The sequence below is a fragment of the Neobacillus sp. BF23-41 genome (genome assembly GCF_041106275.1).
Window position 1 is genome coordinate 70712 of sequence record NZ_JBGBPR010000014.1, and the last position, 16610, is coordinate 87321.

General features: G+C 36.4%; 16 protein-coding genes. 3 read left to right on the forward strand and 13 right to left on the reverse strand.

The features are described 5' to 3' along the window. Positions 1-160: 160 nt before the first annotated feature. Positions 161-1474, reverse strand: a complete 1314-nt coding sequence (locus tag AB7942_RS20040) for an MFS transporter (protein ID WP_369448298.1) — start codon at positions 1472-1474, stop codon at positions 161-163. 372 nt (positions 1475-1846) lie between these two features. Between AB7942_RS20040 and AB7942_RS20045 the strand changes: the two genes are divergently transcribed. Next, positions 1847-2482: a Crp/Fnr family transcriptional regulator gene (locus tag AB7942_RS20045; protein WP_369448233.1), complete on the forward strand. Its 636-nt coding sequence runs from the start codon at positions 1847-1849 to the stop codon at positions 2480-2482. Next, a complete protein-coding gene (locus AB7942_RS20050) occupies positions 2479-3135 on the forward strand; it encodes a Crp/Fnr family transcriptional regulator (protein ID WP_369448234.1) in 657 nt (218 codons plus the stop codon). Before AB7942_RS20045 ends, AB7942_RS20050 begins: the two co-directional genes overlap by 4 nt. 329 nt (positions 3136-3464) lie before the next feature. Here AB7942_RS20050 and AB7942_RS20055 read toward each other — a convergent pair whose 3' ends face one another. Genes AB7942_RS20055 through AB7942_RS20065 form a run of 3 tightly spaced genes read right to left on the reverse strand, consistent with a single transcriptional unit; the run spans position 3465 to position 6450 of the window. Then, positions 3465-3863, reverse strand: a complete 399-nt coding sequence (locus tag AB7942_RS20055) for a DoxX family protein (protein ID WP_369448235.1) — start codon at positions 3861-3863, stop codon at positions 3465-3467. A gap of 53 nt (positions 3864-3916) precedes the next feature. Further along, positions 3917-5788, reverse strand: coding sequence for a DHA2 family efflux MFS transporter permease subunit (locus AB7942_RS20060; protein ID WP_369448236.1), 1872 nt, complete (start codon positions 5786-5788; stop codon positions 3917-3919). Positions 5789-5796: 8 nt separating this feature from the next. After that, positions 5797-6450, reverse strand: coding sequence for an HlyD family secretion protein (locus tag AB7942_RS20065; RefSeq protein ID WP_369448237.1), 654 nt, complete (start codon positions 6448-6450; stop codon positions 5797-5799). 319 nt (positions 6451-6769) lie between these two features. Here AB7942_RS20065 and AB7942_RS20070 point away from each other — a divergent pair, with 319 nt between their 5' ends. Further along, the gene (locus AB7942_RS20070) at positions 6770-7678 is read left to right on the forward strand and encodes a TetR/AcrR family transcriptional regulator (protein WP_369448238.1); all 909 of its coding nucleotides are present in this window, start codon (positions 6770-6772) and stop codon (positions 7676-7678) included. A gap of 48 nt (positions 7679-7726) precedes the next feature. On the opposite strand, the gene AB7942_RS20075 is transcribed toward AB7942_RS20070, so the two are convergent. The 9 genes from AB7942_RS20075 to AB7942_RS20115 all read right to left on the reverse strand — a co-directional run bounded on the left by AB7942_RS20075 (position 7727) and on the right by AB7942_RS20115 (position 16594). Continuing rightward, positions 7727-8650 (reverse strand): AEC family transporter, encoded by a 924-nt coding sequence (locus tag AB7942_RS20075; RefSeq protein WP_369448239.1) that lies wholly within the window; start codon positions 8648-8650, stop codon positions 7727-7729. A gap of 146 nt (positions 8651-8796) precedes the next feature. Continuing rightward, on the reverse strand, positions 8797-8952 hold the full coding sequence (locus AB7942_RS20080) for a hypothetical protein (RefSeq protein WP_369448240.1): 156 nt from the start codon (positions 8950-8952) through the stop codon (positions 8797-8799). Between the two features lie 53 nt (positions 8953-9005). Beyond that, positions 9006-10298: a CitMHS family transporter gene (locus AB7942_RS20085; protein ID WP_088086746.1), complete on the reverse strand. Its 1293-nt coding sequence runs from the start codon at positions 10296-10298 to the stop codon at positions 9006-9008. Positions 10299-10489: 191 nt separating this feature from the next. Continuing rightward, the gene (locus tag AB7942_RS20090; protein ID WP_369448241.1) at positions 10490-11173 is read right to left on the reverse strand and encodes a response regulator; all 684 of its coding nucleotides are present in this window, start codon (positions 11171-11173) and stop codon (positions 10490-10492) included. A gap of 4 nt (positions 11174-11177) precedes the next feature. Further along, complete coding sequence (locus AB7942_RS20095; RefSeq protein ID WP_369448242.1) at positions 11178-12710, reverse strand: ATP-binding protein; 1533 nt, start codon at positions 12708-12710, stop codon at positions 11178-11180. Positions 12711-12918: 208 nt separating this feature from the next. Continuing rightward, entirely contained in the window at positions 12919-13308 is a 390-nt protein-coding gene (locus tag AB7942_RS20100; RefSeq protein WP_369448243.1) for an iron chaperone, read from the reverse strand. 23 nt (positions 13309-13331) lie between these two features. Beyond that, on the reverse strand, positions 13332-14069 hold the full coding sequence (locus AB7942_RS20105) for a rhamnogalacturonan acetylesterase (RefSeq protein ID WP_369448299.1): 738 nt from the start codon (positions 14067-14069) through the stop codon (positions 13332-13334). 485 nt (positions 14070-14554) lie between these two features. Beyond that, positions 14555-15352, reverse strand: coding sequence for a hypothetical protein (locus tag AB7942_RS20110; protein ID WP_369448244.1), 798 nt, complete (start codon positions 15350-15352; stop codon positions 14555-14557). Positions 15353-15589: 237 nt separating this feature from the next. Then, positions 15590-16594, reverse strand: coding sequence for an asparaginase (locus AB7942_RS20115; protein ID WP_369448245.1), 1005 nt, complete (start codon positions 16592-16594; stop codon positions 15590-15592). Between the last annotated feature and the right edge of the window lie 16 nt (positions 16595-16610).

Consider the following 16610-nt stretch of genomic DNA (forward strand, 5'->3'; position numbering starts at 1 on the left):
TTAATTTCATATTTTCATTATAAAATTGATTTTTTTGAGTCATTGTAGTCTGATTAACATTTTTTCTAAAAAAATAAAATTTTCATTTTATTAAAATAAATAAAGCAACTCACATCATTCTGAATACAAATGATGTGAGTTGCTTTTCTTTTAATATATGCTAGATCTTCATATCCCCTTTTTTAGGGATAAACAAAATAGTGATTGATGCAAGAACTCCTGCTGCGGCAAAAAGATAAAAATTAATGGAAAAATCCAAATTTGAGCTCATAAAAAATCCAATAAGAATAGGTCCAGAAATAGCACCAATCCTACCAAATCCAAGTGCCCATCCTAGTGCAGTGGCCCGATTTTCTGCTTCGAAATATTTGGAAATATAGGCATTGAGAATAAGTGTTGTCCCAATCGTCCCAAACCCTGCAACACCCACTAAGCAATACACTAGTAACATCGATGATTTGATACTAAGTAGTGCAATTGAGACCCCAGCTAAGAAATAGGAAATACTGATAATATTTTTAGAGCCAAAGCGGTCAGCTGCCGTTCCCGCTATTAATGCACCAATGGCTGCTGATAGGTTGAGCATCAGTAAAAATCCTAAGCTTGGTCCAAGAGGGTATCCAGCCTCTCTCATCATTTTCGGAAGCCATGTACTCAAACCATAAATCATAAGCAGACCTAAAAAGAAGGTAACCCAAAAAAACATCGTAGCCCTAATATTTGTCCGTGCAAAAAGACTTGCGATTGCAGCAAATTTGTTCGTTGATCCTTTGTTTTCAACCTTCAAATTGCCTTGGATAAAATCATCAGGAAGATTAAATTTTTTGGCGATACTTTTAGCTTCAACAAGCTTTTTCTTTGCCATAAGGAAACTAATCGACTCAGGGAGAAATTTTATAAGAAAAGGAATCACTAAAAGTGGTGTGACACCAATCCAAAACAATAATCTCCATCCATAATCCTCCAAAAGAAACATTGAAAATAATGCACCAAGGACTCCTCCAATTGGATAACCTGTATACATAATTGCGTAAAGTTTAGATCGATGTTGTACAGGAGAATACTCGATTGTTAAAGCCGAAGCTGTAGGTATTACTCCCCCTAGTCCTAGACCACCTAATAAACGAAAGAAACCAAACATTTCTGGAGAGGTAGATAGTGCTACAAGACACATTGATAAGGAAAATACAGCGATACAGCAGATTAAGGTCAGTTTTCGACCAATCATATCGGTAATTGTCCCTACACAAATGGCACCGATCAGCATTCCCATTAAAGCATAGCTTCCGATAGCTCCTGCCTGTGCAGGTGTCATACTCCAGTCTTTGTATTCCATTAATGACGGTAACACAGCCCCATAAATCCCCAAATCATAGCCATCTGCTAACATCGCAAACCAGCACAACACAACAACAAGTAATGTTGCTTTAGGCATACTCTTTAATGAAAGATTAGTAGTATTTTGCTCAATCATTTTCTTTTTCGATAAATCTTGAGCTGCTTCTGATTGTACTTCCTGGTTCATCAAACCATCCCCTTTTAGAATTTCACCAATAGTCACAATTGTTTTTCCTAGATGTACCCTCTCTCTCCTCCTCCTTATCAATTATCTTTTGGCTGAATATTTCGAATTCATCACCCAATATTGATTTTATATCCTGAATCTTTTACACTGTTGTTAAGTTGTTAACATAAATAAACTTTTTCTTAAGTACAAATGTAAGCGTTGCCAAAAAATTACCACTTGAGGCTCCAATTAAGAACAAAGCATTTTGATTAATTTACATATTTCCTAGATTTACAGTTTTATTGTTTTTTTCATCTATTTCACTTAGGAGTTGATTAGTTGGCAATCTTGTTTGACAGTGATATTAATTGGGAATCATGCTTGCAGTTTGGTATTAGACAATTCTTCAAAGAGAAATCATCTATTTACCAGCAAGGGACGATCGGGGATGGATTTTATTATATCCAAAAGGGATTAATTAAAGTAACGACTACCACTTCGATTGGAAAAGAGCGTATGTTAAACATCGCTATTCCCGGGCAGCTATTAGGAGTTCAAGCGATGGACCGACAGCCACATTTTACTACCGCAACGGCAGTAAATGACTCTATTCTCTATTTTTTCTCATGTGAACATTTTCAAAAATTAATTGAAGCTCAACCTTCTATCCTTAACATTTTTATCAAAACAGTTATTCATAAAATGCACATATTAGCTGATAAAATTTATTTGGACTCGCTCACACCAGAACAGCAACTGTCGGTGATACTACTAAATATTTGTTACGAATTTAAGAATTATGAAGTTCCTCTCACACAACAAGACCTTACAAAATGCACAGGCTTAACGAGAATCACCTTATATAAGATTTTAAAACAATGGAAAGAAGAAGAAATCATTGAGATTCATGGAAAAAAATTTTCAATAAAGAAACCGGACGAATTAAAAAAGCTTCTTGGAAAGGTGTTGGCATGAAAAATCTTCGATACTCTTGGCGGCCTTTTTTAAAATATGGGAAAAAACTAGATGTTGAAGAAAATGAAGTCGTGTACCATCAGGGAAGTGAAGGCAAGGGCTTTTTCTACTTAGCAAAGGGTGGAATAAAGATTACCCTCCTTTCTCATGAAGGGGTGGAGCGAACGGTGAATTATGTTCCTGAAGGGATGTTGTTTGGGGAACATGGTGCTAGAAATGAACCCTATTTAACCTCTGCCATTTCAAACGGTCGATCTGAAATCTATTTTTTCTCTGATGAGGCTTTATTGATGATTTGTAAAGAACAACCTGAGGCAGCTTGTATTTTTACCAATTCATTAATCTATAAATTTAGGATTCTGGCAGAAATTATAGCTTTTCTCAATGCCCCTGTTGAACAACAAATGGCTCATTTCCTTTTAAAAATGGTAAGCGAAAATGGTAGTTTTTCAATCAATCAAACATCGTTTGCTAGCTACATAGGGACCTCTCGGATTACGGTAAATAAAATACTTAATAAGTGGAAGAACCAACAATGGATCCAAATCTCAAACCGTACGATCGACATCCTAGATATCAATCGATTAAAAGAACTAAGAGACTCTGGTGCGATAAACATATCAAACTTGGATATTTTAATGTTAACAATTTAAGTATTCTTTTATGATTTTCAAATGATTTACTAGATATTGAAAGAAGCATGCTCCAGTATGGATTCATGCTTTTTTCTAAAATAAATAGATACACAAAAAGATTTTATAAGAAAGCGAACCCATCACAGACTGAACTTTTCATTTTCGAAGAAGCAGGTCATATGCCAAATATTGAGCACCAAGATAAATAAAATCAATTACTCTTAGAGTTTTTGCACCGTGTGGGATAAGTGGAATATACATAGGGAAAAAGTAAAAAATCCGGGTGAATTCTTAGTAGAATTCACCCGGATTATATTTAGAGTAGGACAAATTCATTAATTTGTGCCTTATGGCTTATAAAATAATACGTAATCCCCGGGTCCAATTAGGGCCACCCCAAGGACAACAGCAATCAAAATGAAGTTGTATTCATAGCCTCCTTCAGTAAGCCAAAAGCCATTTTTGAGATGGACGGTAAAAATCGCGTCAATCATAACGATAATGATTAGTATTGCCCCAAGCCATGTCAGCAAGCCAGCCGAAAAAAGGAGACCTCCAATTAGTTCGAATAATCCCGCTAAAATCGCCCAAGTTATTCCACCCGTCTTGATTCCGATCGACTCTAACCATTGACCGAACTTGACTGGACCCGGTCCACCGAACCAGCCAAATAACTTTTGGGCTCCATGTCCTACAAACGTAAGACCAACAGCCAATCGAATAATGAAAAGACCTAAATCTGCCATTTTTTAATCCTACTTTCAATGGAAATTAAATGAGTGGACCTTGATTTCCACGACTATTCTTTAACTCGTGACCGTTTAATAAAGAATGATAGAATCAAAGCTACAAATGCAATTCCCGTTGCAACCATAAAGGTATCATTAATTCCATCAATTGTAGCTTGTTGCATGGTCTGACCATAAATCAAAAAGGTGGCAAGCTGCCTTCCCGCATCTGCCGGCATGTGTGTTAAAGCCCCCAAACCCTGCCCAAGATGCGCAAAATTACTAGCTATAAAAGGATTGGAGCTTGTGATTACACTACCATACTCACCTGCGTGCATTCCTTGCCTTGTTGTCATGACAGTAACTAGAAACGCCGTCCCAATACTTCCAGCCACCTGCCTTGCCGTATTTGAGGCAGCCGTTCCATGCGCCCCCAGTTGTCGAGGTAATTGGTTAAGACCTTCTGTCATGACTGTCATCATAATGAAGGACATACCAAACATCCGCATCACATATAGAAAAAGAATATGGCTATAGCTTGTAGTCATACTAAGACTGGTAAATCCCCATGAAGTAATTACCGTAATGGTTAAGCCGATTACCGCAAGCCATTTTGAACCGATTTTATCAAAAAGAGCACCGGCAATTGGTGACATAATTCCCATCACGATTGCACCTGGAAGCATCAATAAACCGGATTGTAATGCCGTAAAGCCGCGAATATTTTGCAAATAAATCGGGAGTAAGATCATTGCACCAAACATAGCCATATTAACAAACATACTTATTATGGTCGTCAGCGAGAAAATATCATATTTAAAGACCCGTAAATCAAGCATTGGTTTCTCGGTAGTCAGTTCACGCCAGACAAAGGCGATAAATGAAATAGTACCTATGATTAATGCTGATACTACGATTGTACTGGTCCAGCCATTATTCCCTGCTTCACTAAAGCCATATAACAAGAACCCGAAACCTAATGTCGAAAATAAAAATCCTGGGAAATCAAATTTAGGATTCGTTACCTTGGTTACGTCTTTCATCCACATGAAGCTAAGAATTAAATCAAGGACTCCGATTGGAATGACAATGTCAAACAATAATCTCCATGAATAATGTCCAATGAGCCACCCGGATAATGTAGGACCAATTGCAGGTGCAAATATCATAACTACACCCATAATTCCCATTGCCTTTCCACGTTTTTCTGGAGGAAATATTGTGAAAAAAACAGTCATTAACAGGGGCATAATAATACCAGCCCCACACGCTTGGATGATCCTTCCAATCATCAGCATACTAAAGTTGGCTGATAAGGAACAAACTAACGACCCTAAGGTGAATAGAAAAACAGCCGCAATCAATAGCTTCCTTGTTCCAAACTTTTCAATAAGATAGGCTGAAATAGGAATAGCGATCCCGTTCACTAACATATAACCGGTTGAAAGCCATTGAACGGTACTTGCAGAAATACCTAAATCATTCATAATATGTGGGATGGCCACATTAAGTAAGGTTTGATTTAGAATGGCAACAAAAGCACCGATCAGCAGAGCCGCAAGTAATTTTCCTGTTCCTGCATGGTTTTTTGCGTCTTTAACTGGTTGTATTGGCTGGTTCATTTCTTCTTTCTGCTGAACCTCAATTTCTACGTTTTTCAATGCTGATTCAGAAATAGCTGAATCTTCAAGCGTTTTTTCCAATTGATCTGATAAATCTTGTTGATAATTCTTCTGGACTTTTGTATCACTCTGTTCCGTTCGAGTACTACTTTCCTTAAACTCTTCAACCTTAAAATCAGTTTTACCAATATTCTCCTTAACCTCTTGCCTCATCATTTTCGTTTGATCATGGTTGGTTTTTTTTTGTTTCATCATCCTAAAATTGATGAAAAGCAATAACAACATGGCTAGTGTAACATAAACCGTGATATATATTGACATATTATCACCTACTTCTGAATTCGCACGGTTACGTTCATGCCCGGAACAATTGCAACACCTTTATTATCATCTATCGTTACTTTAACTGGAACGACTTGAGTAACTTTTGTGTAATTACCTGTCGTATTTGAACTTGGTAATAGAGAAAATGTTCCCGCTGTCGCTAAGCCGATTTGTTGGACTTTCCCTTTTAACGTGCTATTTGGAAAAGCATCCACATAGATATCGACATCTTGACCTACAGCAATTTCGTCGATGTCCGTTTCGTCAATATTTGCTGTAACCCATAATTTAGTTAGATCATATACTTGTGCCAGCGGCGTTCCTGCAGCAACAAAGGAATTTTGCACGGCATTATTTTGTACAATCGTTCCATCTGTTGGAAGTGTAACGTTCATATTTTCAGGTGTTCCATCTTTCCCTGTTGTTGTGATTTTTCCTATAGTTGAATCCTTCGTAAAACGGTCACCAACATTGCCTTTCCAATCAGTTAATTTCCCGGATGCAGGAGCAGCTATGGTTACTTGTTGGCCAGCAATTTGCGCATTATCTGTCGTTAAATAGTTGGCAGTTCGATTGTAATAGGCATACCCCCCTACACCTGCTCCGACTAATACAAGTAACATAATAATGTTCAATAAAAGTAAACGTTTCGTGCTCATTAACCTTACTCCTCCTCTAGTGCGCTTTGATAAAACCCATTTTTGCAAATGTATTAGTTCATCCATTCATACCTCATAGCTAAATAAGAATTTTCCATTTGTTGGTTACGTTCTTTTCTCTGACATGTACATTATTCTCCTTTTTCATAAAATTTGTACTTAAAGTATATTTTTGTACTTTAATTATAGAACCTATCCTACCATTTTCAGAATACTCAAGCAAGAAATAAATAGACCATTAGTACAAAAGTATACTAATGGTCTATTGTGGTATAATTAAAATAGAGAAAAAGACAGACTTGACATAAGGGGAAAAAGGATGAATAAGAAAAAAAGGAATGTCATAGATAAAGCACATGAACTATTTATTGAAAAGGGCTATCACGCTACATCCATTCAAGATATCTTGAATCATAGCGGAATTTCAAAGGGATCTTTTTATAATTATTTTATTTCCAAAGGGGAATTGTTTAAAGCGGTTTATAATCTTATACTAGATAACATGAAAATGGAGAGAGATAAATTACTCATTGGGGAAGACATTACAGACAAGGACATTTTCATTGAACAGGTCCATTTTATGATAGAACATAACAGAAAAAATAAATTAAATCAGCTCATTGAGGATGTGCTCGTATCTAATGAACCAGAGCTGATTAAATTTATAAAGCAAGGGAGGTATTTATATTTAAAATGGATATATGAACGTTTTTTAAATATTTTCCCAAACAACCAAGCAAAATATATGATCGATTGTGCCGTTCTTTATTCAGGAATGATGGAACATATTTTGAATACAAGTAATGTATTGCACGGAACGATACCATTACGCCAAATTGCTGCTTACTGTTTGGAGCGTGTTATGACGATTCTGGATGATATAAGTAGAAAGGACATCCAATTATTCGTACCAGAGGATATAAATCAACTACTTCCAAAATCAGATTACCATGATTTTTTTAATAATGAATTTTCCATGGCCACATTGAATGTAAAAAAAGTGATTGAAAAGAAATTTGAAGCGAAAAATCCTAAAAGTGCCACGTATATAAATTTGCTATATTTTATACAAGAAGAACTGATGAATAATAAAGAAGATCCTAGAGAATTTTTAATTGAAAGTGCATTAACTACATTGAAAACAGTAAGTGAAATAAATAACACAAATGAATTTAACAGGTACGAGCAAATGTTAGCAAAAATGAATTTTTACCCAATAATTATCTAGTATAGTAAACAACGAGACCGTTTAAATAAATAAACGGTCTTCACAAGGTTAAAATAAAATTGTGGATAAAAAAACAACAGTGGTTACAGTAATCATGCTTAGTAAAGTAGACATCAAAACAACTTGTGCTGCGTATTCTGGATGATTTCCATATTCTAAAGCGAAAAGAGCACTGTTTCTTGAAGTTGGGAACGAGCTTGCTATAAATAAAGCCTGTGCCGTCGTTCCATCCAATTTTAAAAGTAATATAATGATCATCGCGATGGAGGGAGAAAGTATTAAACGGCCAAAGAGACTTAGAATAAGTGAGATGGAGAATCGATTTATTTTTAAAAAAGCACTTTGTGCACCGAGCGTAACCAGTGCCACAGCCACAAAGGCATTTGAAATATTGTCAATCGGAGTCCACAAGTATTTTGGTATTTTGATAGAAAGTGAATTAAAAACCAAGCCTAACAAAAAGGCATAAACAACTGGATTTTTCATAAATACTTTCATTGCTTGTAAACCTTTGTAATTTACTCTAATTGAATTAAACAACCCATATGTATTGGTAAGAAGATTTTGATAAATCATAACCACCACTTGAATGGATAAACCAAGAGGATTATCCTGAAATACAAGTTGACTTACAGGTAACCCAAAATTCCCAGAATTGTTTAGTATCACACTGTTTTTGAAGGTCGAAGATAGTCTATTATCAAATTTGGCTAATTGAGATATGATGGTACTGAAGAAAATAAGACAAAGACTTTGGATTAATAAGAAAGTAAGAATATTTAAGACTGTTTCTCCCTCCATTTTAGTCTGATAAATGTTGACAAAACTTACAGCAGGCATGAGCAAATAGTTATTTAATTTTGATAATGTATTCATATCAAATGTAATTTTTCGATGTAAAAACGCACCAATTCCAATAAGACAAAAAACAGGTAAAATGACATTTAATATGATAAGAAGTAAAACACTCAAAAATTTCCCTCCAATTAAAACCTAATGCAGTGGGACTGCTATACTGCAGCATATTGATACATAAGAAACCTCCTTGCTTTGTTGGAGTTTCCCACAAAGCAAAGAGGTTACACAGTCTGTTTAATAGTACCTATATACTTGAAAGTTTAAGATATTTTAGTATCGTTATAATAAATAACCTCTGAGAGAATCTTACAACCTTTTACTTTATTAAAAGCATCTAAAGCTTCTTTTTCTGTATTATATTCAAACAACGCAGGGATTTTTCCTTCTGAATAGACAGTGAGTATCCACATCATCATTCATCTCCAGTCAAATTATTAAATGATTTTCATGAGAATTCAGCAAATTTTAATTAAAAGGGAAAAATGGACAAAATTATAGCAACAAAAATCATAGCCGCTGTGGATCCACAGGCCCATTTTAAGAATGCTCTCTGCAAGTCTCCGAAATCTTCTCCAACCATACCGACTAATAAGTAAGTCGAAGGTACGAGTGGACTTAATAAATGTACAGGCATCCCCATGAGTGACGCTCGTCCAATTGCAGCCGGATCAATTCCATATACACTTCCTGCCTTGGCAAGTAATGGCAAAACTCCGTAGTAAAATGCATCGTTGGACATAAAAAATGTTAAAGGTGCACTGATAATCGCAGTAATCATTGCAAAATGGGAGCCCAAAGCATCTGGAATATGAGAGATCATCGTAGTTGCCATAGCATCTACCATTTTCGTTCCAGAAAGAATACCTGTAAAAATACCTGCAGCAAACACCATTGACACAACTGATAGTGCATTATCAGCGTAGTGCATAATCCGTTCTTTTTGTTCATTTAGATTTGGATAATTGATGGTGATCGCAATTGCAAATCCAATCATAAATAATACCGTTGTAGGCAGCATTTCTTGGATTAGTGCAACTAAAAGCAGAATAGTTAGCAGATAGTTTACAAGAATTAATTTGGGACGTTTAAGGAAAGCAGCCTCAGATGTAGCTGCCATCAAAGACAATGTGCTATAATCAATTTCCATAACACCTATCCGTTTACGCTCTTTTCTACCAAGACAGTAGGCCATAAATAATACAAACAACACTCCCCCCACCATACTAGGAATTACGGGAGTAAAAATATCTCCCATCTCTAGATGTAATGCTGTCATTGCTCTAGCTGTTGGTCCTCCCCAAGGAAGAAGGTTCATAACACCTGAAGATGATACAGCGATTCCTGCAAGTACCAATGGTTTCATGCCAATACGTTTATACAAAGGAAGCATGGCAGAAATGGTGATCATATATGTAGTTGTTCCGTCACCATCAAGGGAGATTATTAACGCAAGAACTGCTGTTCCAATCGCTATTTTTACGGGATCCCCTTTAACTACCTTCAAAATCGTTGAAATGATAGGATCAAAAACCCCTGCATCTATCATGATTCCAAAGAAGAGAATCGCAAATAGAATCATGATTCCTGTTGGTGCCACGCTTTTTATACCTTCAAGCGCCATTGGTCCCATTTCTTTTCCGAATCCGCCTATCAATGCAAATACAGCAGGTATCACCATTAGAGCAATCATTGCGGATAAGCGTTTTGTCATAATTAATACCATAAAAATAATAATCATTAAAAATCCTAAAGTTGCCAGCATCTCTTCCACCCCTTTTGTTAGTAAATTAATAATAATCTAAATATTCTAAGGTGAAAACGTTTCCAAAATAAAGTTATTATCGTACATTAATCTATATTTTGTTCATATTGTTCACGGTAGAATTCTATCTGACTACTGGAGTTTCCTTAAATGGTTTGCACATAAAAAAAGGATGCCTTTAGGCACCCTTACTAAACAGGATAATATTTTCTTTCCGGCCTCCCGACAATACCATAAACCACTTCCGCTTTTGCTTCCTTAATGGAGGATAGATATTCTAAATATCGACGTGCAGTAATCCGTGATGCTCCAATTTCCTTTCCCACTTCTTCAGCTGAAAGGCCTTGTTTATTAATTAGAAGTACGTTTTTCACCTTTCCAAGTGTGATTTCATCAATTCCTTTAGGTAATCCCGTGCCCCTTCCCACCTTTTCAATCTTTTTATTTCCGAACAGGAGGTCTACATAATTCTGGTCTACATCTTGTTGGGAAGTTAGGAGGGAGTGCTTTTTTATATATTCTAAAATGACTTCGTCAAATCTTTCTCTATTTACAGGTTTAATCAAATAATTTTCTACTCCGTAGCTTAATGCTTTTTCTAGAAAAACTTTATCTGTCGCTGCTGTGATCATAATAATACTAACCCTTGGAAAACGATCTCGGATAATTGGAAGGAGATCGGATCCCAGCATATCAGGCATATACACATCCAGAATCAATAAATCAGGGGTCTTATCCGTTAGAATTTGAAGTGTCTGATCACCATTCAATGATTTACCAACAACATCTATTTCATTAAACTTTGTTAAAAATTTTTCATGTATATCGGCAATTCGAAAATCATCTTCAGCAATGGCTACTTTTATCCTAGTCAAGTGTTTATCTCCTCTCGTATTCCTTTGGAAGGTAAACTGTAAAGACAGTCCCACTTTCCGGGGTACTTTGCACCTCAATCATCCCATTCATTTCTAACACTGCCTCCTCAGCATTCGATAGGCCAAATCCCCTTGGCTCATCTCCTTTTTTAGAAGTATAGCCCCTGCCAAATAGAAGCGGAATTTCTTTTTCAGTAAGCCCCTTCCCATTATCAGCAATCTCAAAAATGATATCGCTGCCTATATCAGTAACGAAAAATTTCACTGTCGGAGAATCGAAACCATAGACAGCTTCGAAGGCATTGTCTATTAAGTTTCCAAGAATGACTATTAGATTGGATAGCTTAAAATGGGATGGCAGTGCCTCTAATTGGCTGTCCGATACAACCTCAAACTTTACTTTCTTTTCTGAGGCTTTTCCCAGTTTCCCTAAAAGGATGGCCTGTACTTTTGTATCTTTAATATGGTTAAAAACAATAGAATTCTGAAATTGCAATACCTGTGTTTCCGTTTGAATCATATCTATAGCTTGTTCATATTCCTCGAGCTGTAATAGGCCTGATAAGACATATAATTTATTTGTAAACTCATGTGTTTGTGCACGAAGATCTTCCGAATATCTTTTTACTTCCGATATGGTGTTGACCATTTGCTCTATTTCTGTTTTATCACGAAAAGAAGCAACCACTCTACTTACCCCATTCTCATCAAAGAGTGGCGTACAATTGACGATAACTGTTTTATCTTTCCAGACCATTTCTTTATCTGCTTGTGGATTTCCAGACTTTAAAACTTCATATAAATAGTCAGAAGGAAACAGCCCATCTACTTTTAAATTACGGACTGTGCCATTAATATGTAAAAGTCTCTTTGCAGGCTGGTTCATCATCGTGATAAATCCATGTTTATCTATGGCTAATATCCCTTCTTTCACTCCATGAAGCACTGCATTTTTTTCTTTATATAATGCGGCAATTTCATAGGGTTCGAGACCCATCGTGTCTTTGCGGATATTCCGCCCGAGCAGAATACTGCCTAAAAGAGAAATCAAAAGGGCGAACAGGGAAACAAGAAGTACCTTGGTAACATTATTCATAATTTGTTGATGGACATCTTCAAGAAGAAATCCAACCGAAACGATTCCAATCACTTCTCCCTCTTTATTCATAATAGGAGATTTTCCTCTTATAGAAGGCCCGAGTGAACCCTTTGCCTTGGATACATAATATTCTCCATTTTTAAGTGCTCTTTGGTTATCTCCCCCCTTCATCTTCTTCCCAATCAAAGCTGTTTGAGGATGCGAATATCTTGTACCCTCTTTGTTTCCTATGACAACAAATTCTGCACCGGTTTCTTTGCGAATCTTTTCAGCTAGCGGTTGAATGGTTTTGGAAGGATCACTTGTTTGAAACGCAGCGATAATGTTCGGTATGAATGAAACCGTTTTTGAAATTTCCAATGCCATCCTGCCCTTGTTTTCCTCTATTTCTTTACTTTCCATATAGCTGAAAAATGTTGTCAGCAGCAGGATCAACAATAATCCCAGTAATAGAACCAGCCCAAATATTTTTGTATGTAGTGATATTTTTTTATTTTTCAGGCAGCATACCTCCTGTTAAACTCAATGGGATAAATACAAAGTCCATTATATCTTTTATATTAGAAGATTTCTTTATGAAAGCCCTGCCATAAAAAAAAAGAAACTATCACATGATAGTTCCAGAAATATTTTTAAGTTAAAGTTATTATTTCTTCTTTTTCAGTTTGTCCTCAGCTCGCTTCATATTTTCTGCAACTCTAAATTTGACAATCTCGCTTATTAATATATAAGGAAGCGGCTTTTCTATCGGAAATTGCACTGAACCTTTAGCACCTTTGTATTGCGATAATTCATCCTTAAATGCAGCAATTCCACTCGAAGTTGGGTAAAAACCGATATGATTTTTATACGCTGCGAAATGCACCAGATTTCCACGTAAAGCAAACGTAGGCATTTGATAACTAATCTTTTCTTCTGCATCCGGGGCCGATTCTTTTATTACTTTTCTTAACGTATTAAGTTTTTCCTGAACATCAGGGGGAAATTGTTGGATGTATTCATCAATTGAATTAAAAATTAATTTGTTTCCTTCCATGATATCTCCTTAATGTTTCTTTCTTATTTTAAAATGTGATTACGAAGCGGCACTAGCATAGATTCCTCTATGCCTTCAAGCACAAGACGGGCAGTCTTCTCAGCACCAGCCTCCTGAAAATGAGTGTTATCATGTACACCATTCGGATAATTCTTGTTCTCTTTAGCATCCAGCCAGAGGAAAACATCCTTTGTTCTTGCTGGTCCAAGTTCTTGGAACAATGCCTTGCTTTTGGCAGTAAGGTCAATGACAAGTACATTTTCTTCCATTCCAAGCTCCTTCATGGCAGCAGGATACTCCCCATGCGTATCACGCGCTCTTCCTTTTTCAGAAAAACGCCGGCGTTCAACAGGTGTCACTAGAACAGGAATGGCTTGTTTAGCGCGGGCACCGTCAATATATTGTTTTAAATACCTTTTATAGGTTGAATAGGGCTCCGTATAACGGGTTGGATCCTCTTTTTTTTCATCATTATGACCAAATTGAATCAACAGGTAATCCCCCTTCTCAATCTGATCTAAGATTGATTTGAGTCTCCCTTCATCAATAAAACTTTTTGAACTCCTGCCAGATGAGGCCTCATTTTTAACGACAATCTTATCATCGAAAAACCGATTTAAAACCTGTCCCCAGCCTGCCCTGGGTGCTAACGAGCTGGAATAATCAGAAACAGTCGAATCTCCGGCCAGATAAACGGTAATTATGTGTTTGTGGGTGTTTTCGTTATTTGTACTTGTAGCAACGTTGTCTCCAAAGATCATGCAGATAACTAATAATAACAAGGATACCCATAGCATTTTTTCCTTAAGCTTTTGCCACATGATGTTCCTCCTAGATGCTAATTACTTTAATATTGGCTATGTTAAACTTGCCTGTTGATTTCCGTTCCAGGCGCTTCGCTTTCCGCGGGTACTAACCGCCTCCTCGTCGCTGCGCTCCTGCGGGGTCTCCCCTGCCCCGTCCTCCCGCAGGAGTCTTCGCGCCTTCCACTCCAAATCAACAGGGTGCCAAAATCAACAATAGGCTTTAACATAGCCTTAATATTAATAATATTAGTTAGATCATACTTAATGAGCGAAAAGACCTCTTATCATTCTTCCTTCTTTATAAATTTTTATTTAATTTTTCTTGTTTCTAAAACTTATAGCAAGGACAAAAAAGTCGTCAATAGGGGAATTGGCGACATAAGATATGAAAAAAGATTGGGTTCGGTTGTCAATAGAGGTTATTGACAACCGAACCCAATCTATTTCAATTTGATACTATTTCTAAAATAATCATAATCGGTTTTAATGAAATGAAAGGCTGTTGCATTACCGCCGTGATCTGGGTGAGTTATTTTTAATAATTGTTTATATCTGGTTAAAACTTCTTTATCGCTCGCCATTTTTGAAAGACCTAATTTTTGACGATAATCATTCGTGTTAGGTGAAGAAGGGGGAACGTCATGTGTCTTATCAGTACCTCTTTTGTTTCCTTTAAAAAGTTCTTCTTTTAATTTTAACAATTCATTAGTTAAATCAATATTTTCTTTAAGTAATTTCTTGGTTTCCTTTTGTAATTCACTTTTCTCATTCTTTAGGTTGGCAATTTCTTTATGTAAAATATCTCTTTGCTTAATTAAATTGGTTATGGACGTCTTATGAAGATGTTCAATTCCTTTTATATGTTCATCCTGTGCTTTTATTCTTATTTTCAATTGGTGGACGATCTTATCCTGATCTGACGGACTAATAATTAATCCCTTGGAATCTGTTTCATTTTGCTGGTTTTTTGTTTTATCATTTCCAGTCCCCACGGTTTGAATCTTACCATCACGCAGCAAGCGACGAACAATTTGAAATGCGATGCTATCTGTTACACCTGCATCCTTTAACATGTTAAAAACTTGATCTGTATTATCAATTATGTACCCTGTATCCCGTTGTCCTGTTCCCTCGTAGTTAATCTTTCTTTCACGGAGCCACCGTCTAACCGTTTGAATACTAGTATCTTCAGTGACTCCTGCTTCCATTAACAAATCAAAAGCTTGATCCGTGTTCACGATCTTCCTTCTTTCCTTGCATTTATTATTTATACTATAGGAGTAAATATATAAAGTGAATGGATAAAAAAGACTATAATAGAAGTCCTCTAGAGAATTGAATTTGAGTGAGCAAGGACGCTTTCAGTACCAATTTCCTAGTTGAATTTTGGAGATGTTTATTCAAATAAAGGAAGTAATTGATCCATACAACCAGCCATTCGTAGCAACGAGACCGTTCAAATAATTAAACGGTCTTCAATCTACTTTTTCGTTATCAGTTGTTAAATCCCAGGAAATGGGGGTTTCGATGATCTTCTTTACTTCTTTACAATCATTTGTTTTTCCAAGTGCCCACATAAGCTTAGAAACAATAGCTTCGGTGTTCATATCACCTGATAGTGTGACATTATATTGTGCTGCCTTCCTTCCAACCTCATAGAGATAAAGGTCTTCCCCTTCCTCTAAGCATTGAGTAGTAATGATAACGGTTATACCAGCTTCAGTTAATTCTTTAATCTTAGGTAATAAGTTACGGTCCTCAAATGGAAGTCCCCCATTACCAAAACTTTCAATAATGACGCCTCGATAGCAAGTTTTCACAAAGTCAAATACTTCAGGCTTTGTTCCTGGAAACAATTTTAAAACAAATACATCAGGAGAAATACGTGTATCTACACTTAATTCTTGATGCATCTTCTCCGGTTTGAAATAGTATTTAACAATGTCCCCAGTTATATATGCAACATAAGGATGGTTAATACTTTCAAAAGCGTCATAACTTTTCGTTCTAATTTTGACTGCACGGGTTCCAATTATAACTCGTCCATCAAAGACAACAAAAACCCCACCAATATCTTCACATGCAAATCGAATCGAATCCGCAACATTTTTTACGGCATCGGTTCGACTAAAGCTAATTGGAACTTGGGATCCAGTTACAACAACCGGTTTTTGTAACCCTTGCAGCATATAGGATAACGCTGAGGAAGTATAAGCTAGTGTATCAGTACCATGAGTAATGACAAATCCATCATACATAGTGTAATTATCGGCTATTGCATTTGCCATCATTACCCAATGTTCTGGTTGCATATTTGTACTATCTCTATTCATAAGAATTTTGCACGTTACCTCTATTGATTCAGATACATTCAGGCAATATCGGAGTAATTCATCAGGAGACATTCCAGGAACTAGACCTTCATTGCCCTCCACCGATGCGATTGTTCCCCCTGTTGCAAGTAATAATATTCTTTTCATCCTTATCCCCCCGTTT